Genomic DNA, 20,289 nt, shown 5'->3' on the forward strand with positions numbered 1-20,289 from the left:
CCCATCGATTAAACCACAACCATCTCTGAGTACTGGATCGCCCGGTCAAGCCGGGCGATGACAGCGGAGTCTATGGTGACGACCAGGAACGCTAACGCTACCCCGCCGCGACCTTCGCCTGCTTCGTGGCCACGACCTCCGTCGTCGCGATCAGGCGCTTCAGCTCGGGGATGCAGGAGCCGCAATTGGTCCCCGCCTTCAGTTTTGCGCCGATCTCCGCGGCCGTTCGCGCGCCGGCGGCGATGGTGTCGCAGATGGTGCCGCGGCCGACGCCGAAGCAGGCGCAGACGATCGGGCCGGTCGACGCGGCGCCTTCGCTGGACTTGCCTGACAGCAGCATGCGGCGCTGATCGTCGGTGACATGATCGGCGACGAACAGGCTCTTCACCACCTCCCAGTCGCCGGCATCATGGGCAGGGCCGACGAACAGGCAGGTCTCGATGCGATCGCCCGCAAACGAGGCTGCACGATACACCCCGCCACCAAAATCGCGATACTCGGCGACGTCCTCGCCGGCGACACCGTCGAGCCAGGCCGGCCAGCGCGACAGATCGGCGTTATCGGCGAAGAGATAGCCGAATCCGCCGCTGACCGTGACGCGGGTCCACAACAGGCTCGGCGGCAGATCGAGCTGCTTTCGCGACAACGCAAAACCGCGGAAGACGTATTCATAGGGCGCGATCGCCGCCGGCGTCGCCTTCGACTCCGGCTGTCCCGAGAACGGATCGGTGAAGGGAGCGACCAGTGCGCCGACGCGGCCATGCGAAGCGTTCATCGCGCTCCAGTGGATCGGCGCGAACAACGTGCCGCGCTGCTGCCGGTCACTGACAACGACCTTCAAAATGCACTGGCCGTAATCGGTGGTGATGCGGGCAAAACCGGCATGGGCGATGTTGTATTTGTTGGCGTCGTCCGGATGGATCTCGACGAATGGCTCGGGCAGATGCGCGCCAAGCCGCTGGCTCAGCCCCGTGCGCGTCATGGTATGCCACTGGTCGCGGATGCGCCCGGTGTTGAGCCGCAGGGGACGCGACGGCCCGGTCTCGCTGCGCAGCGCCGGCACCTCCGGCGCGATGAAGCGGCCCTTGCCGTCATTGGTGAAGAAGCCACCTTCCGCGAAGAAGCGCTCGCCCGGCGCCGCGCCTTCGCGCGCGGGCCATTGCACCGGCTTCAGGGTATCGAAGGCGTCGTCGGACAGCGACGTCAGCGCGCCAATATCGAAATCGCGGCTGCCATTGTTCTCGAAGGCCGAGAGCGCCGCATGCTCGCGGAAGATATCGGCGGCGGATTTGTAATTGAAGCTGTCGCCGAAGCCGAGGCGCTTTGCGGTCTCGCTGAGGATCCACCAGTCCGGCCGCGCTTCGCCCGGCGCCGGCAGGAAGGAGCGCTGGCGGGAGATGCGCCGTTCGGAATTGGTGACAGTGCCCGACTTCTCGCCCCAGGCCAGCGCCGGCAGCAGCACATGCGGGCCGGCCTCGACGGTGTCGTTGGAGAGCACATTCTCGGAGACCACGAACAGCTCGAGCTTCTTCAGCGCCTCGCGCACGAAGTCGGCATCAGGCAGCGACACCGCGGGGTTGGTGCCCATCACCCAAAGCGCCTTGACCTCGCCCCGGTTGATCGCCTCGAACAGCTGCACCGCCTTCAACCCCTCATGGGTGGCGATGCGCGGCGCCTTCCAGAACCGCCTGACACGGTCGATGTCGGGCGGCGTGAAGTTCATATGCGCGGCAAGCTGGTTGGCGAGACCGCCGACCTCACGGCCGCCCATCGCATTGGGCTGGCCGGTGAGCGAGAACGGCGAAGCGCCGGGCTTGCCGATGCGGCCCGTGGCGAGATGGCAGTTCAGGATCGCGTTGACCTTGTCGGTGCCCTGCGCCGACTGGTTCACGCCCTGCGAGTACAGCGTGACGACCCGTTCGGTGTCGCGGAACATCTTGAAGAAGGTCGCAACGTCCTGCTCGGTGAGGCCCGTGGCGAGCGCGGTCGCAGTGACGCTGCCGGCGATGTTGCGCGCACGGGCGAGCGCGTCGTCGAAGCCGGACGTGTTCTGCGCGATGTAGTCCTGATCGAGCGCGCCGTTGTCGGCGAGATGAACGAACAGACCGGAGAACAGCGCCGTGTCGGTGCCGGGCTTGAGGCCGAGGAACAGATCGACGTCGCCCGCCGTGTCGGTGCGGCGCGGATCGATCACGATCATGCGTGCGCCGCGCTCCCCACGGTTCTTCAGCATGCGCTGGAACAGGACCGGGTGGCACCACGCCGCATTCGAGCCGACGAACACCAGGAGGTCGGCCTCGTCGAGATCCTCATAGCAGCCCGGCACGGTGTCGGCGCCGAAGGCGCGGCGGTGGCCGGCGACCGAGGACGACATGCAGAGCCGCGAATTGGTGTCGACGTTGGCGGTGCCGACAAAACCCTTCATCAGCTTGTTGGCGACGTAATAGTCCTCGGTCAGGAGCTGACCGGAGAGATAGAATGCGACCGCATCGGCACCGTCGCGCGCGACGATGTGCTGCATGCGATGGGCGACATGATCGAGCGCATCGCTCCAGGCGACGCGCTCCAGCACACCCTTGCAGCGGATCATCGGATAGAGCAGCCGGCTCTCAAGCCCGACGGTCTCGCCGAGCGCAGAACCCTTCGAGCATAGCCGGCCGAAATTGGCGGGATGATCAGGATCGCCCGCGATCGCCGCGCCGCCCTTGCCGTCGGGTGTCGCCAACACGCCGCAGCCGACGCCGCAATAGGGGCATGTCGTCTTGGTGGCGCGAAGCTTTGGATCGATCGCCGTCATATCAGGCTGCTTTCGAAGGGAGCGCAAGCGCGCGGCCGAACATCATGTCGGAGCGGATCGCAGCGATCTTCTCGCGCGTGCGGATCAATTCGAGATACCAGAGCGCATCGGCGGTATCGCCGATCAGCACCGCGCCGGTCAGCCGTCCGTCAGCGACGACGAGCTTCTTGTAGGTGCCGCGCCGGCGATCTGACAGCACCAGGCTCTCGCTGCCTTCCCCGCCCATGAAGTCGCCGGCGGAGAATACGCTGACGCCCGAGACCTTCAGATTGGTCGAGACCACGCTACCTTGATAAGTGGCGGGACGTCCGGCCAGATGCCGCGCCAACACGCGCGCCTGCTCGTAGGCCGGCTCGACCAGACCATAGCAGGTGCCGCGATGCTCGGCACATTCGCCCAGCGCATAGATGTCGGGCGAGGCCGTCTGCATCACATCGTTGACGACGATGCCGCGATTGACGGCGATGCCGGCGTCCTTGGCCAACGCGACGTTGGGCCTGATGCCGGCGGCGAAGATCACGGCATCGGCCTCGATGCGGCTGCCGTCGGCGAGCTCTACGGCTTGGACATGATCATCGCCGTGGATGCACTTGGTGCTGGCATTGAGCAGGATGCGGATGCCCTTGCGCTCGACCAGCGTCTTCAGCAGGTCGGCGGCCGGCAGATCGAGCTGGCGCTCCATCAGCCGGTCCATCAGATGCAGCAGCGTCACCGGCGCACCGGCCTTGGCAAGGCCATAGGCTGCTTCAAGTCCGAGCAGGCCGCCGCCGACCACGACGACGCGCTTCTTGGCCGCCGCGAGCGTCAGCAGCAGATCGACGTCGCGGGTGTCGCGGAAGGTGTGCACGCCGGCAAGATCGGCGCCGGGCACGTTGAGCCGCAGCGGCGTCGAGCCGGTGGCGAGCACCAGCTTGGAATATTCCATGCTCTCTTCGCCGGCGATCTTGAGCTCGCGGCGGCCGGTGTCGATCTCGGTGACGCGATAGCCGTAGCGCACGGTGACGCCGCGATGGCGCCACCAGTCCGCCGGTCGCAGCTCGATCTCGTGCGAGCCGGTCTCGCCGGCCAGCACGGAAGAGAGCAGCACACGATTGTAAGCGAGCCGTGGTTCATCGCCGATAACGGCAACCGCGTAGCGGCCGAGTGCGGTCTTGGCGAGTTCATCGACAAGACGCGCGGCCGCCATACCGTTTCCGACGATGACGAGTGGTTCACTCACAAGACATCTCCTATTCAGCGGCCTGTGACTGAGCGCCGTAGGCCTCGGAAATCATGAAGCCGGACAGCACGCCGTAAGCGTCGGTCCAGGCCGTGGCGAGTTCGGGCGTCCAGGCCTCGCCAAGCCCCTTCTCCAGCGTCCACAGCAAGGTCGCGCCGACCACGGGATAGTGCTCGGCCTTGGCGCCATAGACGACATGACGCTTGGCGAGCGCCGAGGCCGCGGGAAGGATCGTCTCCAGGTTCGACAGGCCGCCGACGACGGCGGCGAGCATGCCCATCAGCTTCTTGCGCTGCTCGGTCATGTCTTCGGGAAACATCGCACGCACGGACGGCGCCACCTCGAACAGGCGATCGTAGAACAGCACCGCGGCAGCCTCCGAAATCGGCGCGACCTTGGAAAAGCTCTGCTGGACGAGGGTGATCTGCTCAGGCGTCATGATGTTCTCCTGTCTGTTTCGGTTTGCCTTGGTGCGCGCCGTTGCGAACAAGGTTCATGGGTCAAACGTCATCAGAGAGACTTCTCCCCGCGTACGGGGAGAAGCGAGTTTCATACCAAGTGTCACACCCGTGCCTCGGCGAGGCTTGGCGCGCCCTCACCTTGCGGGCTGCGACGCAGGTAGAACCACCAGGTCAGAGCAAGGCAGGACGCGTAGAAGCCGAGATAGATCGCGAGCGCCAGCGACGGGCCGCCGGTCAGGGCGATCGACTTGCCGAAACCGCTCGGGATCAAATAGCCGCCGACGGCGCCGACCGCGCCGATGAAGCCGACCGCCGCACCGCTCTCGATGCTCGCCGTCTTCAGGGCTGCCGCGCGCGCCGCGTCGCCCTTGCCGCGCACCTTGAACAGATTCTGCTCGCGGAAGATCGAGGGGATCATGCGGTAGGTCGAGCCGTTGCCGATGCCCGTCGTCACGAACAGGATCAGGAACATCACGAGGAAGCCGGTGAAGTCCTTGTGCCCGACGAAGTAGAGCACGCCGACCGTTGCCGCCGCCATCGCGATGAAGTTCCAGAAGGTGAGGATGGAGCCGCCGATCTTGTCGGCGAGCAGGCCGCCGAGCGGTCTGGACAGCGAACCGACCAGCGGCCCGAGGAACGCGATCGAGATCGAGATCGTCGGAAACTGCGTCTTGATCAGCAGCGGGAACGCCGCGGAGTAGCCGATGAAGGATCCGAACGTGCCGATATAAAGGTACGCCATGATCCAGGTGTGCTTGCGCTTGACGACGGCGAGCTGGTTCTTGATCGACGATTTGGCGGTCGTGAGGTTGTTCATGAAGAACACCGCGCCGAACACTGCGATCGCGATCGGCAACACCCACATCAGGCCGGCGTTCTGAAGGAACACCCCGTCAACCGGGGTTGCCTGGAACAGGTTGATCACGGCGAGCGTCATCAGGATCGGGGTCAGGAGCTGCACGCTGGAGACGCCGATATTGCCGCCGGCCGCATTGAGGCCGAGCGCCCATCCCTTCATCCGGTCAGGGAAGAAGAAGGAGATGTTGGTCATGCTGGAGGCGAAGTTGCCGCCGCCGAGACCCGCGGTCGAGGCGATCAGCAGCATCAGCCAGAACGGCGTATCGGGCTCGCTGACGAAATAGGCCAGCGACAGCGTCGGGATGAACAGGATCGCCGCGCTGAAGATGGTCCAGTTGCGGCCGCCGAAGGTCGTGACGGCGAAGGTGTAGGGAAAGCGCATCAATGCGCCGATCAGCCCCGGCACCGCGACGAGCTGGAACAGCTGGTCGGTGGTGTAATGGAAGCCCGCCTGCGGCAGCTTGGTGGTGACGATGCTCCAGATCAGCCACACCGAGAAGCCGATATGCTCGGCGACGATCGACCAGATCAGGTTACGCCGGGCAATGGTCTTGCCGCCCGCATTCCAGAACGCCTCGTCTTCGGGGCGCCAGTCAGAAATCCAAGTCTCATTTGAAGCCGGACTCTTGGTCATTGAATATCCCTTCCAGGCTCACCGCTGCGTCGTTGCAGGCTCAGCCTCCAGACATGGAGGCGCGCTCCGAGGCTTCACCCCGGTGGCGAGATCACGATGCTGATTGATGATGTTGAGGGACGTCGTCGTTGGCGTCGCGAATTAGCATTTCAATTTCCGTGCCAATTGCGCGCAGCCGGGAAATACAGGGAAATCAGCAGCTTGTTCGAATTGCCCGAAATTTTTGCAGGACACTTTCGCACGCAAATCTTGCGATTCGCTCAATCCCTGTGCGGCGCACAAGGATTGAGCTTGATGATCTAGAATTAGGCGCAGCGCTTTCTCGCGTTAACGACGCGTTTACGCGGCCTCGACGAAGCGGTGACGCTCGTAGAGGAATTCGAGCACGCGCTGACGGCACTTCAGATAGGTGGTGTTGGTGGCGAGCTCGAGCCGCTTGCGCGGGCGCGCCAGCGGCACCTCCAGCACCTCGCCGATGCGCGCGCTCGGCCCGTTCGTCATCATCACGATACGATCGGAGAGCAGCACCGCTTCGTCGACATCGTGGGTGATCATCAAAATGGTGTTGCCGAGCTTCTGATGCAGCGCCATCACGGAGTCCTGCAAGTGCGCACGGGTCAGCGCGTCGAGCGCGCCAAAGGGCTCATCCAGCAACAGCACCTTCGGCTCCATCGCCAGCGCCCGCGCGATGCCGACGCGCTGCTTCATGCCGCCGGAGATTTCGGAAGGGCGCTTGTCCCGGGCATGAGCCATCTGCACCAGATTGAGATTGTGCATCACCCAGGCGTCGCGCTCGGCCTTCGTCTTGGTTTTGGCGAACACCTTGTCGACGCCGAGCCTGACGTTCTCATAGACCGTGAGCCACGGCAGCAGGCTATGGTTCTGGAACACCACGGCGCGGTCGGGGCCCGGCGAATTGACCTCGCGGTTCTCCAGCAGCACGCCGCCGGTCGAGGCCGTGGTCAATCCTGCGATGATGTTGAGCAGGGTCGACTTGCCGCAGCCGGAATGGCCGATGATCGAGACGTACTGCCCCTTCTCGATGGTCAGGTTGATGTCCTTCAGCACCTCCGTGGTGGCGGCGCCGCGGGTAAAGATCTTGTCGATGTGGTCGAGCTTCAGATAGGCGGTCATGTGTCCCTCTCCCCTTAGCTTGTCGCGGTGCCGCGGGTGACGATCTTGCCGAGGCCCGCGATCAGGCGGTCCAGCACGAAGCCGATGATGCCGACATAGAACAGCGCCAGAATGATCTCGCTGATATGCGAGGAGTTCCAGGCATCCCAGATGAAGAAGCCGATACCGACGCCGCCGATCAGCATTTCCGCCGCGACGATGGCGAGCCATGACAGGCCGATGCCGATGCGAAGCCCCGTGAAGATGTAGGGCGCGGCCGCCGGGATCATGATCTTGGCGAAGAACTCGAGCGGGTTGAGCTGCACCACGGCGGCGACGTTGCGATAGTCCTGCGGGATGTTGCGGATGCCGACTGCGGTGTTGATGATGATCGGCCAGACCGAGGTGATGAAGATGACGAAGATCGCCGAGGGCTGGCCGTCGCGGAACGCGGCGAGCGAGAGCGGCAGCCAGGCGAGCGGCGGGATGGTGCGCAGCACCTGGAACAGCGGATCGAGCCCGCGCATTGCCCAGACCGACTGCCCGACCAGTACGCCGAGCGCGATGCCGGCAATCGCCGAGAGCGAATAGCCGAGCGCGACGCGCTGGAGACTGGCGGAGAGATGCCAGAACAGGCCCTTGTCGATGCCGCCATGGTCGAAGAACGGATCGAGGATCAGCTCCTTGGTGTCCTTGAAGACCTTTGACGGCGGCGGCAGCGCCGAGCCGGCACGGCGGCAGACAAGCTCCCAGACCAGCGTCAACAGCGCGATCACGACCAGCGGCGGGATCACGCGCACGGCGGTCTCCCTCGCCATCCGCGCATAGGCCTCGCTGCGCGGCGGGCGCTTTGGCGTCATCGCGACCACAGGCGCGGCAGCGGCCGCAGGCGTCGCGGTCTCGACCTCAATCTTGGTGGCAGGCATGTTCATCGCAATATCTCTCCGGCTGCAAAAGACGATGCGGCCGCCGCGCGGGCGGCCGCAGGGCTCCATCAGACTTCGACGCGCTTGATCGCGAGCGACTTCAGATAGGCAGCCGGATTTTCGGGATCGAACACCTTGCCGTCGAAGAAAGTCTCCTTGCCGCGCGAGGTGGAGGCCGGAATCTCCGCGGCCGCGACGCCGAGCGTCTTGGCTGCGTCACGCCACATGTCCTCGCGGTTGACCTTGGCGATCAGTGCCTTGGTGTCGAAATTCGCCTCATACTTGCCCCAGCGGATGTCCTCGGTGAGGAACCAGAGGTCGTGGCTCTGGAACGGATAGGAGGCGAAGTCGCGCCAGTACTTCATGATGTGCGGCGAATTCTCGACCACCTTGCCGGGGATACCGTAGTCGAACTTGCCTGCGGTGCGGTCGAGCACGTCCTCGACAGGGCAGTTCATCCACTGCCGCTTGCCCATGATGGCGGCCAGCTCGGCCTTGTTCTCGGCCTTGTCCGACCACTGCTGAGCCTCCATCACCGCCATCAGCAGCGCCTTCGAGGCCTTCGGATATTTGTCGACGAACGCGGCGCGCATGCCGAAGGATTTTTCCGGATGCTTGTTCCAGAGCTCACCGGTATTGATCGCGGTGTAGCCAATGCCCTGGTGAATCAATTGCAGATTCCACGGCTCGCCGACGCAGAAGCAGTCCATGGTGCCGACCTTCATGTTGGCCACCATCTGCGGCGGCGGCACCACGATGGTCTCGATATCCTTGTCAGGGTCGATGCCGCCGGCCGCAAGCCAGTAGCGGATCCAGAGATCATGCGTGCCGCCGGGGAACGTCATCGCGGCCTTCACCGACTTGCCGGAGGCCTTCTTCTTCTCCAGCGCCGCCTTGAACGGCGCAGCGTCAACGCCGAGCTTGAGGTCGGCATATTCGTTGGCGACCGAGATGCACTGGCTGTCGAGATTGAGCCGGGCCAGGATGTACATCGGCGTCGGCTGGTTGTTCTGCGTCACCTTGCCGGCCGAGATCAGATACGGCATCGGGGTGAGGATGTGCGCGCCGTCGATGCCGTTGCCTTCGGAGCCGAGCACGAGGTTGTCGCGCGTCGTGCCCCAGGAGGCCTGCTTCTGCACGTCGGTGTCGGGCATGCCGTATTTGGCGAACAGGCCCTTGTCCTTGGCGACGAAGAGAGGACCGGCATCGCTCAGCGCGATAAAGCCGAGCTTGGCGCCCTTGACCTCGGGGCCTGCATCCTGCGCGAAGGCGCCGGCGGGGAAATTGAGCTTGGCGGCGGTGAGAAGAGCGGCGGTGCTCCCGGTGGCCTTCAACAATTGACGGCGGCTGAGGCCAGTATCCGAAGGCCGGCGTATGCGCTTGGTCATAGGCGGTGTCGTCCTTTGCGTCGTTGCGGAATGATTGCGTCAGTGCGCACGAGCAGCCCGGTCCGTCCGTGACGCCCAAAAAGGCGCATGCGAACGCGCGACGGGGGGACCCCCGTCTGGTGGCGTCAGCAAATTCGGATGAGAAGTCTCGCGGGACGGCTTCAATGGCGTCGGCTTGGAACTATTCAAGCTTCATGCCAAGCCCATCACCTCGAAAAACATCAAAGAATGAATGGGTTATGGATACCGCGCCAGACTGTCGCAGGCCTATCCCGCTCGCGAAATTTGCGCCCTGCTTATTTCTTGTGCGACGCACAAACCTTATGCAATCGCTTAGACAAAAGGCCGCCAGCCGAGCAAAAGTCGGGTCGATGAGAGTCTTAACCGATTGATATTACTAACCTTCCCTAATGCGACCAGACGGCACGCAACTTGCATTTCCAAGGACGTCAACGAAGACTGCGGCTTGCCGCATTGATGCAGCCTCTGGCGGCTGCATCCCGGAAGCTCAGCTGCTTCGCGGCCCTCCTCGGCTCAGTCGTCGTGACGCGATTCCCCAGGCTTCCAGACCTTCCATAGCCCTCGTGCCCGGCCGTCGGCCCCGCACGGCCCAAGACGTTCAGCCACGTTCAGTCGCGCTCTCATCGGGAGGGCGTGCCGATCTCACTTACGAAGCAAAAGGAACCATTGATGTCGTATCTCGCGCCTTCGGAATTCGTCACCAAGATGGTGGATGCAGGCGAGTCCAAGATCTTCATGTCCACCCGGGATACCATCATCCGGGCCTATATGGCCGGCGCCATCCTCGCGCTGGCCGCCTGGTTCGCCGTCACCATCAACGTGAACACCGGCCAGCCGCTGGTCGGCGCGCTGCTGTTTCCGGTCGGCTTCGTGATGCTCTATCTGCTGGGCTTCGACCTTCTGACCGGCGTGTTTGTGCTCTCGCCGCTCGCGCTGATCGACAAGCGCCCCGGCGTCACCTTTGGCGGCGTGCTGCGCAACTGGGGCCTCGTCTTCGTCGGCAACTTCGCCGGCGCCTTCACCGTGGCCTTCATGATGGCCTTCGTCACGACGTTCGGTTTCACGCAGGATCCCGACAAGGTCGGCGCGGCCATCGGCAATATCGGCGAAGGCCGGACGCTGGGCTATGCCGCGCATGGCGCCGCCGGCATGGCGACATTGTTCATGCGGGGCATGCTCTGCAACTGGATGGTCTCGACCGGCGTCGTCGGCGCCATGATCTCGACCTCGGTCTCCGGCAAGGTCATCGCGATGTGGATGCCGATCCTGGTGTTCTTCTACATGGTGTTCGAGCATTCGGTGGTGAACATGTTCCTGTTCCCGTCGGGCCTGATGCTGCACGCCAAGTTCTCGATCATGGATTATCTGATCTGGAACGAGATCCCGACCGTGCTCGGCAACCTCGTCGGTGGTCTCGCCTTTACCGGCATGACCCTCTACACAACGCATGTGCTGACGAAGCCGAAGCGCGAGGCCGGCAAGTCCACGCCGTCCCGCGCTGCGGCCTGATAAGTCTCGACAGAGGAGCTTCGCCCGAACAGGGTGAGGCTCCCCTCTCCTGGTGATGACGATGTCCCGCGGACTCCAGATCTCGGTCGGCCAGCACTCGGACAAGGGGCGCAAGCCAGTCAACCAGGATTTTCACGGCGTCCTGATTCCGCAGGAGCCGCAGCTCAGCCTGAAAGGCATCGCGGCCGTTCTGGCCGACGGCATCTCGAGCAGCACGGTGAGCCAGATCGCCAGCGAGTCGGCGGTCAAGAGCTTCCTGATGGACTATTACTGCACGTCGGAATCCTGGACGGTGAAGACCTCCGCCCGCCGCGTGCTGGAGGCAACCAATTCCTGGCTGCATGCGCAGACGCGCAAGAGCCAATATGCCTATGACCGCGACAAGGGCTATGTCTGCACGCTCAGCGCCATGGTCATCAAGGCGACCACCGCGCACATCTTCCATGTCGGCGACTGCCGCATCTACCGCGTCGCCGGCAAGGCGCTCGAGCAGCTGACCGACGATCACCGCATCATCGTGTCCTCGGAGCAGACCTATCTCGGCCGCGCGCTCGGCATCAATCCGCAGCTCGAGATCGACTACCAGACGGTCGAGGTCCAGGCCGGCGACACCTTCCTGCTGGCAACCGACGGTGCCTACGAATTTGTCGAGCCGCGTTTCGTCACCGGCGCGATCAACGAGCATGCAGCCGATCTTGACGTGGCGGCGAAGGCGATCGTTGAGGAAGCGTACCGGCGCGGCAGCGACGACAACATCACGGTGCAGATCCTGCGCATCGATGCGGTGCCGGAGCAGGAATCCGGCGTCTTCGATCAGACTTCGGCATTGCCGCTGCCGCCGCTGCTCGAACCCCGAGCCGCGTTCGATGGCTACCGGATCATCCGCGAGATCCACGGCAGCAGCCGCAGCCACATCTATCTCGCCGTCGACGCAGACACCGAAGAACCCGTCGCGCTCAAGATTCCGTCGATCGACCTGCGTGATAACCAGGCCTATCTGAAGCGTTTCCTGATGGAGGAATGGATCGCGCGGCGGATCGACAGTCCGTACGTCCTCAAGCCGCGGTCGCGGTCGACCCGGCGCAACTATCTTTACGTCGCGACCGAGTTCGTCGAAGGGCAGACGCTGAGGCAGTGGATGCTCGACAACCCGCGCCCCGATCTGGAGACGGTCCGCGGGATCGTCGAGCAGATCGCCACAGGGCTTCGCGCCTTCCACCGCATGGAGATGCTGCACCAGGACCTCAGGCCCGACAATGTCCTGATCGACAAGACCGGCACCGCGAAGATCATCGACTTCGGATCGGTCAGGGTCGCGGGCGTCGCCGAGGCGACGCCGAAATCGGCGGACGCGGAAATTCTCGGCACGGTCCAGTACACGGCCCCGGAATATTTCCTCGGCGAAGGCGGCTCGCCCCGGTCCGACATGTTTTCACTGGCCGCCATCTGCTATCATATGCTCACCGGACATCTCCCTTACGGCGCCCAGCCTGCCAAAATCCGGGGCAGATCGGACGCGTGGAAATTGAGATATCGCCCGGCCATCGATGCCGAGCGCGGCATCCCGGGATGGATCGACGGCGCGCTCAGGAGAGCGCTGCATCCCGATCCCTACAAGCGCCACGAAGACATCTCCGAGTTCGTCTTCGAACTCCGAAACCCCAATCCGGCCTATCTCGCCACGCGAACCACGCCCCTTCTGGAGCGCAACCCGCTGATGTTCTGGAAGCTGACCACGGCGGCGCTCGCCTGCGCGGTCGTCGTGCTGCTGGCGCTGCTGCACGCGCGTTAGCGGCGACTGAGCTCTCGCCTATCACCCGCCGTTGACGTGTTTCGCCCGCACCAAATGAGGATCGATTTGATCGCCATCAACCCCTATCGATCATCCAACGATTCACCGCCTGGTGGAAGTTAAGAGGGCCTGGAACCGTCATGTGCGTCCTGACGTACGTGAAACCCGCTTTTTGAAGCGTGCGATTCGGCGCCACATTAAACGCATTGGGCTCACAGAAGAGTTGCTTCAACTCCAGAACCTGGAAATAGAGTTCGACGGTCTTTCGGACACACTCCACGCCAATCCCCTGCTTGCGCAGCGAGGGATCCGTGATGTGCAAATGCATATTTGCGTGCTGGCCAATGCGTATCTTGTCAGCGGTCGAGAACCCCAAGAACTTGTCGTCGGAGAGCCAGCTTACCAAAAAGCCATTTCTTTGCTCGACAGGCCGGTCGAACATTTGCTCATAAAGCCGCTGCCATTGTAGTGCCGGTGGTAGTCGCGTCGGGTCGACCCCGAGCATTTCCAGGTGCTCTGCCGTCGCTGCGTGGAAATACTCAATGATCAGCGCAGTTTCCTGCAGAGTCATCGGTCGTACGGTGATGGCCACTGGGCAGCTCCTCACGCTGGCTCGGCCGCCTTCGTTCCCAGCGGCTTCGGCGCCATGCCACCGCCGGGCTTGAGGTGGAATTCGTAGGTCATCAGATGCCACTGCCCGCTTGCCTTGGAGCCGTCGGGCATGGCCGCGTCGTTGCGCGGCTCGACCTTGGCGACGAGGTCGTCCTTGACGCCGAACACGACGTCGGAATCCAGATATTTGTCGCCGTCCATGAAGACGTGGGTGATCAGCGGCTCGTGGCCCCTGGCATTGACCAGGAAGTGCACATGCGCCGGCCGCATCGGGTGACGCTTGGTCTGCACGATCATCTCGCCGACCGGGCCATCGGTCGGGATCGGATAGCTGCACGGCAGAATGGTGCGGAAGAAGAAGCGGCCGTCGCCGTCGGTGATGAAGCGCGCCCGTGCCGAGGCGCCGACCTCGTCATAGTTCGGCTTCTGTGAATCGTAGAAGCCGTCGTCGTCGGCATGCCATACGTCGACAGGAACGCCCGCGAGCGGCTTGCCCTGGAGGTCGGTGACGCGGCTCTGCACGAACATCCGCTCGCCGGTCTGGTTGTTCGGCGAGATGTCGGTGCCGTGCGCGGTCACCTTGTGCTCACCGACATAGAACGGGCCGAGCACCGTGGTCTGGGTGGCACCGTCGCGATCCCTGTGGTTGACCGCGTCCACCAGCATGGAGACGCCGAGCACGTCGGACAGCAGGATGAATTCCTGGCGCGTGTCGGTGCATTTCTGGCCGGTGCGGGTCAGAAAGTCGATGGCATATTCCCATTCCTCGAAGGTGAGACCGGTCTTGCTCACGTAATCGTGCAGCGACTTCACCAATTCCTGGAGCAGGAATTTCGCGCGGGGGTTCGGCGTGTTGTCGAAGCTCGCGACCACGGCTGCGGTGAGTTCGGTCTCGTTGAATTGGGTCATAAGCGTCTGCCCTCGCGTTTTTCTCGTTGGCCCGGATGGGCTCCTTGGAGGCGTTCCAGGGTGAGCCTACACCAACCGGCGGGCTCGCGTTAAGCGCAACCGGGTTGGAATAAGACCGTCATTTCGGCTATCACCTTTCCGAGAAAATGCCCCGGAGGAACCGATGCTCGCCCCTACCCCCGCCTCGCCCGAATCCGTGGGCATGTCGAAGGCCGCGCTCGACCGCGTCGATGCCCATTTGAAGAACCGGTACATCGATGCCGGCCGCTTTCCGGGCACGCATCTGCTGGTCTACCGCCGCGGCAAGATCGCCCACAGCTCGGTGCAGGGCTTTGCCGATATCGAGCGCAAGGCGCCGGTCAAGGACGATACCATCTACCGCATCTATTCCATGACCAAGCCGCTCACCAGCGTCGCCTTCATGATGCTGGTCGAGCAGGGCCTCGTCGCGATCGACGAGCCCGTCGCCAAATACATTCCGGAATGGAAGGATCTCGGTGTCTTCGTTGCCGGCACCGCGCCGGCCTTCCTGACCCGGCCGCCGAGCCGGCCGATGCTGATCGTCGACCTGCTGCGCCACACCTCCGGGCTGACCTACGGCTTCCAGCAGCGTTCCAATGTCGATGCGGCCTATCGCGCCGAGAAGATCGGCGAGGTCGAGAAATCAGGCACGCTCCAGTCCATGATCGAGAGCCTCGCCAAAATCCCGCTGGAATTCTCGCCGGGCGAAGCCTGGAACTATTCGGTCTCGACCGACGTGCTCGGCTATCTCGTCGGCAAGATCTCCGGCATGCCGTTCGAGCAGTTCCTGAAAACACGCATCCTCGATCCGCTCGGCATGACCGACACCGATTTCCACGTGCCGGCCTCGAAAGCCCATCGTTTCGCCGCCTGCTACAACGCCGATCCGAGCGGTGGATTCACCTTCCATGCCGGCCAGCGCCGCGAGGGCCTGACGCTGCAGGACGACCCGACCAAGAGCTCGTTCCTGTCACCGCCCTCCCTCATTTCCGGCGGCGGCGGGCTGTGCTCGACGATAGCCGACTATCTCACCTTCTGCCGCGCGCTGCTCAATGGTGGCGAGCTCGGCGGCGTCAGGCTGCTCGGGCCGAAGACGCTGGCGCTGATGACGACCAACCACATTCCGGGCGGCCGCTTCCTCCCCGAGGTCTCGCGCTCGCTGTTCTCCGAGGCCACCTACAACGGCATCGGTTTCGGCCTCGGCTTTGCCGTGACCATGCGTCCGTCCGAGACGTTGATCGCCGGCAGCCCCGGCGAATACAATTGGGGTGGCGCGGCCACGACCTCGTTCTGGATCGATCCGGCCGAGGAACTCATCACCATCTTCATGACGCAGGTGCTGCCGTCGAGCGCCTATCCGATCCGGCGCGAGCTGCGCAGCATGGTCTACGCCGCGATCACCGAGAGCAATCTGTAAGGCTGTTTTGCACTGCAACTTGCGCGCTCCGCAGACGCCGGCGCGCAAGCCCTCCGAAAAGTGCAGTGGCGCAATGACGGCGCTGCTTTATGCTTCGCCTGTCCGGCGCCGCCGCGCCCGAGTCAGGATATCCGCGTTTGTCCAAGTTCACCCTGCCGGTCCGGCTCGCTCTCCTGGTCGCGGGAACGACGCTGCCGATGATCGTCTTCGCGGTCGGCATCGCCTTCTACAATTACAAGCAGGACCGCAGCGACGCGACCCGTCGCGTGCTTGAGAACGTGCGCAGCATGCGCCTGGTGCTGGATTCCGAGGTACAGCGGATGACGGGCAGTTTGCAGGTGCTTGCGCTGACGAATTCGCTGCGCAACGACGACTTCCAGAACTTCCGCCGCATCGCGCTCGGCTTCCTCGACCAGTACGGCAAGGGCGGCCTGGTGCTGATCTCCGACCGGAAGGGCCGGATCCTGTTTTCGTCTGCGACGGAAGACACCGCTAGCCTGCCGCCGCGCGGCAATCTGGAGATCGTCGAGAAGGTGTTCGCGACCAAGGCGCCGCAATATTCCGACTTGTTCACCGGCACGCTCAACCAGCGGCAGGTTCTCACCGTCGAAGTTCCGGTGTTCCGTAACGGCGAGGTGATCTACGACCTCTGCTTCGGCCCGCCCATCGGCATCTTCCAGGATCTGGTGGAGAAACAGCGGCCCGACCAGCAGTGGACGGTATCCCTGCTCGACGCCAAGGGCACCGTGTTCGCGCGCGTGCCCAACCCCGGCGAAACTTTCGGCAAGCGCGCCTCGCCCTCGCTCTACACGGAAATGTTTCGCGCGCCCGAGGCGAGCCTCTCGTCGATCTCGCTCGACGGCGTTGCGCTCGCGTCCGCCTATACGCGATCGCGGCTGACCGGATGGACGGTCGCTGCCGGCGTTCCGGAAGGCTCGTTGATCGCGCCGCTCTGGCGCAACATCGCCATCACCAGCCTGATCGGCGGCGTCCTGCTGCTGATCGGCCTCACCTTTGCGGTCAGAATGGCGACCACGATCGCACGCGGCGAGATGCTGCATAATCTGCTGATCGAGGAGCTCAACCACCGCGTCAAGAACACGCTGGCCTTGATGCAGGCGATCGCGGTGCAGACCTTTCGCAGCGCCAGCCGGGACGAGCGGACCAAGTTCGAAGGCCGTCTCGGCGCGCTCGCCGAGGCGCATAATCTGCTCAGCCAGGAGAAATGGGCCGGCTCCGAGCTGAAGGATGTGGTGACGCGCGTGCTCCAGCCGTTCCTGCTCTCCGGTCCCGAACGTATCCGCATGACGGGCCCCGCCGTGCCGCTGTCGCCGCGGCTCGCCGTCGTGCTGTCGATGATCGTGCACGAGATCGCCACCAACGCCGCGAAATACGGCGCGCTGTCCAACGAGTCCGGCCGGGTGATGCTGGAATGGGAGGTCATCGCCGACACCCCGAAGCCGCGGCTGCGGCTGATCTGGACCGAGATCGGCGGACCGCCGGTGACGGCGCCGGTGCGGCGCGGCTTCGGCTCGCGCCTGATCGAGCGCAGCGCCCGCGATCAGCTGGGCGGCGAGGCAACCGTCGATTTCCTGCCGCGCGGGGTCGTCTGCACGGTGGTCTGCATGCTGGACGAGGCGCACTAGACCAGGACATCTGCTGTCAGCCGCCTCTCGCGCGATCTCCGTTCCATCCCTCGACAATCCGGCGCCGCCCAGCGTGCGTTTACGAAAGCGCGCGCCTGCTCTGAGCAGGATCGGACAAAGCATGGCCGCTTCAGGAAAGACCCTGGGCCTTTGCAGCGCATAGAACGCGCCACCCCGTACAAATACGGGAACCTGATCCACAACCTGGGCCGATCGGGAGGAGCACGCAATGACCGGGAGTACCACACTCATGCGCAATCCCTCACACAAGGGCTTGCCGCCTGCGCCTGACGCACAGCCGGACGATGGCTCGACCTCGGAACGGCGCACCGCCGATGCGGAGATGGCGCGGGTGCTCAGGACCGAACCGGCTCGCGTGGCACTGGATTCCTCCGGTGCCGGGATCGCCCACTGGAAACATGACCCATTGCACGACGTCGTGGAGCCCATGAGCCACCATGTGATCATGGCGTACAACGGCATGATGCAGCGCATGGAGCGGCGGTCGGGAAAATCGGTTGCGATCGGTACGTTTCGTCCGGGAGTCGTGATCATCATTCCGGAGGGATCAAGCTCCCGATGGGATATTCCGAAGCCTGTCGATGTGGTCCAGCTCTATCTTCCGAATGCAACACTAAAGCGCGTTGCCGACGAGGCCGGGACCACCAAGCTGGCCGACCTGCTGGAGCGGACGGCACATCCCGATCCCATTACGTCCAGGCTGCTCTTGAGTGCAGCGGACGCGCTCGGGGGCAACGGAGCCCTGGATACGTTGTTCCGCCATCAGCTGACGGATCTTCTGGCCACGCGCCTGCTGGTTGCCCACACCGGTTCGCCAACCAGGCTCCAACCGACCTTGGGTGGGCTGTCGCCGAAGGTCCTGCTTCGTGCGATCGAACGGTTGCGTTCGGACAGCGATGCGGACGTCTCGCTCGATGCGCTGGCGTCCGAAGCCGGCCTCTCGCGCTTTCACTTCTGCCGTGCGTTCAAGGAAAGCACCGGGCTCTCGCCGCACGCCTGGCTGCGCCAGCACCGGCTCGAGCAGGCCATGAACATGCTGCGGGACACCGACGAGTCGGTCGTCTCGGTCGCCGCAGCGCTCGGCTATTCCTCGCAGACCGCCTTCGCCGCGGCATTCAAGAAGCTGACGGGCGAGACGCCGAGCGATTGGCGCAGGCGCACGCGTTAGCAGCAATCTCTCGACAGGGACGGCAATCGCTCTGGGGCAGGCGAATATCTGGTTGGCTAAACATCTCGGCATCGCACTACGCGGACGGAGACGAACGATGGACTGGAAACACCTTGCAATCGCACCGCGCCGGAAAGCCGTCACGACGGCGCTCTTGTACGGGCTCTCACTGACCGTGCGCTTCACCCAGCCGACGGCCGAAGAATTGCCGGTGCAAGCTGCGCAGAGCGCCAATCCCGCGACGTCGATCCTGATCAATCAGGCTTGGCCCAGAAAACCGATGGTGCCCGCGGCTCTGCGCGGCTGGCCATTGGGCCCGAGAAGCTGCCCGACGGCATGCGAAGGCCCTGCGCTGCTGTCCTCACTGCCGAACTGCACCGCGCCGTAACGGTCCAGCGGTCTCCATTTCACCTCGCCGCGTCATCCTCGATCGCAACAGGCTCCGCCGACACCAGGCGGCGGCGACGACGCGCGCACGTCCCGAGCTACCAACCCAGGAGTCCACCACATGCGACTGCTCATCATTGGCGCCGGCTTCGCCGGCATGTACGCCGCCCTCTCCGCCGCCCGCCTGCGCGACATCCAGGGCGTCTCGCCCGACGATCTCGATATCGCGCTGATCGCGCCCGAGCCGACGCTGGTGGTCCGCCCGCGGCTCTACGAGCCGAAGCCGGAAACCCTGACGGCGCCGCTGCTCGACGTCCTCAAGGCGATCGACGTCGACTACATCAGGGGCAGTGCGGAGACCGTCAACACCGAGGCGCGGACGGTGCAGATCACGACGGCCAAGGGCACGAAGAATACCCTGTCCTACGACCGTCTCGTCGTCGCCACCGGCAGCCGCCTGTTCCGCCCCAACATTCCCGGCCTTGCCGAGCACGGCTTCAGCGTCGACTCGCTCGGTGACGCCATCGCGCTGGACAAGCATCTGCACGGTCTCGCCGACCGGCCGGCCGTGAACGGACGCGACACGGTCGTCGTCGCCGGCGGCGGCTTCACCGGCATCGAGGCGGCAACCGAGCTGCCCACGCGCCTGCGAAAAATCTTCGGCGAGGATTCCAAAGCGCGCGTGATCATCGTCGAGCGCAACAGCGCGATCGCGCCCGACATGGGCGAAGGCCCCCGTCCGCTCATCGCGGACGCGCTGCGCCAGCTCGGCGTGGAGACCCGGCTCGGGGCCGGCGTCGCCTCGCTCGACAAATCCGGCGTGACGCTTTCGACCGGCGAGCGTATCGAGGCCGAGACCGTGGTCTGGGCGGCCGGCATTCGCGCAGCACCTTTGACGGCGCAGATTCCCGCCGAGCGCGACAATTTCGGCCGGCTGCTGGTGGATCGCGATCTGCGCGTGCCCGGTGTCGCCGGCGTGTTCGCCACCGGCGATGCCGCCCGCGCGGCCTGCGACGACGAGGGCAATTACGCGCTGATGTCGTGCCAGCACGCCACGCGGATGGGCGCCTTTGCCGGCAACAATGCTGCCGCCGAGCTGCTCGGCGTACCGACCAGGCCCTATCACCAGAAGGCCTACGTCACCTGCCTCGATCTCGGCGAAGCCGGCGCGCTGTTCACGCGCGGCTGGGAACGCAAGGTCGAGATGGTCGGCGACGTCGCCAAGAAGACCAAGCAGGAGATCAACACCGTCTGGATCTATCCGCCGAAGGCCGAGCGCGCCGCCGCACTCGCGTCGGCCGACCCGGAACGCGTCACCGATCTCTGAACACACGAAGCGATGACGGCCGCGCTTTCCTGGCTACGCGGCACGCGCAACCAAGACCAGCCA

General features: G+C 64.3%; 17 protein-coding genes. 8 read left to right on the plus strand and 9 right to left on the minus strand.

Translation table 11 applies throughout. From position 1 onward, the window contains the following. Nucleotides 1-97 precede the first annotated feature (97 nt). The 4 genes from AC1RR3_RS06305 to AC1RR3_RS06320 form a co-directional block, all read right to left on the minus strand. A complete protein-coding gene (locus AC1RR3_RS06305) occupies nt 98-2,797 on the minus strand; it encodes a nitrate reductase (RefSeq protein ID WP_492820469.1) in 2,700 nt (899 codons plus the stop codon). A gap of 1 nt (nt 2,798) precedes the next feature. Continuing rightward, nucleotides 2,799-4,016: an NAD(P)/FAD-dependent oxidoreductase gene (locus AC1RR3_RS06310; RefSeq protein WP_492820471.1), complete on the minus strand. Its 1,218-nt coding sequence runs from the start codon at nt 4,014-4,016 to the stop codon at nt 2,799-2,801. A 10-nt stretch (nt 4,017-4,026) separates the two neighbouring features. Beyond that, nucleotides 4,027-4,455, minus strand: coding sequence for a globin family protein (locus AC1RR3_RS06315; protein ID WP_492820473.1), 429 nt, complete (start codon nt 4,453-4,455; stop codon nt 4,027-4,029). Nucleotides 4,456-4,577: 122 nt separating this feature from the next. After that, nucleotides 4,578-5,969: an MFS transporter gene (locus AC1RR3_RS06320; RefSeq protein ID WP_492820475.1), complete on the minus strand. Its 1,392-nt coding sequence runs from the start codon at nt 5,967-5,969 to the stop codon at nt 4,578-4,580. A gap of 96 nt (nt 5,970-6,065) precedes the next feature. Between AC1RR3_RS06320 and AC1RR3_RS06325 the strand changes: the two genes are divergently transcribed. Beyond that, nucleotides 6,066-6,272, plus strand: coding sequence for a hypothetical protein (locus AC1RR3_RS06325; protein ID WP_492820477.1), 207 nt, complete (start codon nt 6,066-6,068; stop codon nt 6,270-6,272). A gap of 36 nt (nt 6,273-6,308) precedes the next feature. Here the strand turns inward: AC1RR3_RS06325 and AC1RR3_RS06330 are convergent, their stop codons facing one another. From AC1RR3_RS06330 to AC1RR3_RS06340, 3 genes are all read right to left on the minus strand, one after another. Beyond that, complete coding sequence (locus AC1RR3_RS06330; protein WP_492820479.1) at nt 6,309-7,103, minus strand: ABC transporter ATP-binding protein; 795 nt, start codon at nt 7,101-7,103, stop codon at nt 6,309-6,311. 14 nt (nt 7,104-7,117) lie between these two features. Then, a complete protein-coding gene (gene ntrB / locus AC1RR3_RS06335) occupies nt 7,118-8,014 on the minus strand; it encodes a nitrate ABC transporter permease (RefSeq protein WP_492820481.1) in 897 nt (298 codons plus the stop codon). Nucleotides 8,015-8,076: 62 nt separating this feature from the next. Then, on the minus strand, nt 8,077-9,396 hold the full coding sequence (locus AC1RR3_RS06340; RefSeq protein ID WP_492820483.1) for a CmpA/NrtA family ABC transporter substrate-binding protein: 1,320 nt from the start codon (nt 9,394-9,396) through the stop codon (nt 8,077-8,079). 690 nt (nt 9,397-10,086) lie between these two features. On the opposite strand from AC1RR3_RS06340, the gene AC1RR3_RS06345 reads away from it, so the two are divergent. Both AC1RR3_RS06345 and AC1RR3_RS06350 read left to right on the plus strand, forming a co-directional pair. After that, nucleotides 10,087-10,926: a formate/nitrite transporter family protein gene (locus AC1RR3_RS06345; protein WP_492820485.1), complete on the plus strand. Its 840-nt coding sequence runs from the start codon at nt 10,087-10,089 to the stop codon at nt 10,924-10,926. Between the two features lie 55 nt (nt 10,927-10,981). Continuing rightward, a complete protein-coding gene (locus AC1RR3_RS06350) occupies nt 10,982-12,718 on the plus strand; it encodes a bifunctional protein-serine/threonine kinase/phosphatase (RefSeq protein WP_492821415.1) in 1,737 nt (578 codons plus the stop codon). A 76-nt stretch (nt 12,719-12,794) separates the two neighbouring features. Here the strand turns inward: AC1RR3_RS06350 and AC1RR3_RS06355 are convergent, their stop codons facing one another. After that, entirely contained in the window at nt 12,795-13,310 is a 516-nt protein-coding gene (locus AC1RR3_RS06355; RefSeq protein WP_492820487.1) for a GNAT family N-acetyltransferase, read from the minus strand. Nucleotides 13,311-13,321: 11 nt separating this feature from the next. Then, nucleotides 13,322-14,239 (minus strand): intradiol ring-cleavage dioxygenase, encoded by a 918-nt coding sequence (locus AC1RR3_RS06360; RefSeq protein WP_492820489.1) that lies wholly within the window; start codon nt 14,237-14,239, stop codon nt 13,322-13,324. Nucleotides 14,240-14,402: 163 nt separating this feature from the next. Here AC1RR3_RS06360 and AC1RR3_RS06365 point away from each other — a divergent pair, with 163 nt between their 5' ends. From AC1RR3_RS06365 to AC1RR3_RS06385, 5 genes are all read left to right on the plus strand, one after another. Beyond that, nucleotides 14,403-15,677, plus strand: coding sequence for a serine hydrolase domain-containing protein (locus AC1RR3_RS06365; protein ID WP_492820491.1), 1,275 nt, complete (start codon nt 14,403-14,405; stop codon nt 15,675-15,677). A gap of 137 nt (nt 15,678-15,814) precedes the next feature. Next, complete coding sequence (locus AC1RR3_RS06370; RefSeq protein ID WP_492820493.1) at nt 15,815-17,323, plus strand: sensor histidine kinase; 1,509 nt, start codon at nt 15,815-15,817, stop codon at nt 17,321-17,323. Between the two features lie 229 nt (nt 17,324-17,552). Beyond that, on the plus strand, nt 17,553-18,512 hold the full coding sequence (locus AC1RR3_RS06375; protein ID WP_492820495.1) for a helix-turn-helix domain-containing protein: 960 nt from the start codon (nt 17,553-17,555) through the stop codon (nt 18,510-18,512). 97 nt (nt 18,513-18,609) lie between these two features. Further along, the gene (locus AC1RR3_RS06380; protein WP_492820497.1) at nt 18,610-18,900 is read left to right on the plus strand and encodes a hypothetical protein; all 291 of its coding nucleotides are present in this window, start codon (nt 18,610-18,612) and stop codon (nt 18,898-18,900) included. A gap of 120 nt (nt 18,901-19,020) precedes the next feature. Further along, nucleotides 19,021-20,226, plus strand: coding sequence for an NAD(P)/FAD-dependent oxidoreductase (locus AC1RR3_RS06385; protein WP_492820499.1), 1,206 nt, complete (start codon nt 19,021-19,023; stop codon nt 20,224-20,226). Nucleotides 20,227-20,289: the final 63 nt, after the last annotated feature.

It is taken from the genome of Bradyrhizobium sp. GW821-FHT13H05, from assembly GCF_058804065.1.

Bases quoted from the DNA above. Each gene is read 5' to 3' on its own strand.
- AC1RR3_RS06305 (WP_492820469.1), bottom strand. From the start codon at position 2,797: ATGACGGCGATCGATCCAAAGCTTCGCGCCACCAAGACGACATGCCCC.
- AC1RR3_RS06350 (WP_492821415.1), top strand. From the start codon at position 10,982: ATGACGATGTCCCGCGGACTCCAGATCTCGGTCGGCCAGCACTCGGAC.
- AC1RR3_RS06340 (WP_492820483.1), bottom strand. From the start codon at position 9,396: ATGACCAAGCGCATACGCCGGCCTTCGGATACTGGCCTCAGCCGCCGT.
- AC1RR3_RS06330 (WP_492820479.1), bottom strand. From the start codon at position 7,103: ATGACCGCCTATCTGAAGCTCGACCACATCGACAAGATCTTTACCCGC.
- ntrB (WP_492820481.1), bottom strand. From the start codon at position 8,014: ATGAACATGCCTGCCACCAAGATTGAGGTCGAGACCGCGACGCCTGCG.
- AC1RR3_RS06315 (WP_492820473.1), bottom strand. From the start codon at position 4,455: ATGACGCCTGAGCAGATCACCCTCGTCCAGCAGAGCTTTTCCAAGGTC.
- AC1RR3_RS06365 (WP_492820491.1), top strand. From the start codon at position 14,403: ATGCTCGCCCCTACCCCCGCCTCGCCCGAATCCGTGGGCATGTCGAAG.
- AC1RR3_RS06360 (WP_492820489.1), bottom strand. From the start codon at position 14,239: ATGACCCAATTCAACGAGACCGAACTCACCGCAGCCGTGGTCGCGAGC.
- AC1RR3_RS06345 (WP_492820485.1), top strand. From the start codon at position 10,087: ATGTCGTATCTCGCGCCTTCGGAATTCGTCACCAAGATGGTGGATGCA.
- AC1RR3_RS06320 (WP_492820475.1), bottom strand. From the start codon at position 5,969: ATGACCAAGAGTCCGGCTTCAAATGAGACTTGGATTTCTGACTGGCGC.
- AC1RR3_RS06380 (WP_492820497.1), top strand. From the start codon at position 18,610: ATGGACTGGAAACACCTTGCAATCGCACCGCGCCGGAAAGCCGTCACG.
- AC1RR3_RS06325 (WP_492820477.1), top strand. From the start codon at position 6,066: ATGCTGATTGATGATGTTGAGGGACGTCGTCGTTGGCGTCGCGAATTA.
- AC1RR3_RS06375 (WP_492820495.1), top strand. From the start codon at position 17,553: ATGACCGGGAGTACCACACTCATGCGCAATCCCTCACACAAGGGCTTG.
- AC1RR3_RS06385 (WP_492820499.1), top strand. From the start codon at position 19,021: ATGCGACTGCTCATCATTGGCGCCGGCTTCGCCGGCATGTACGCCGCC.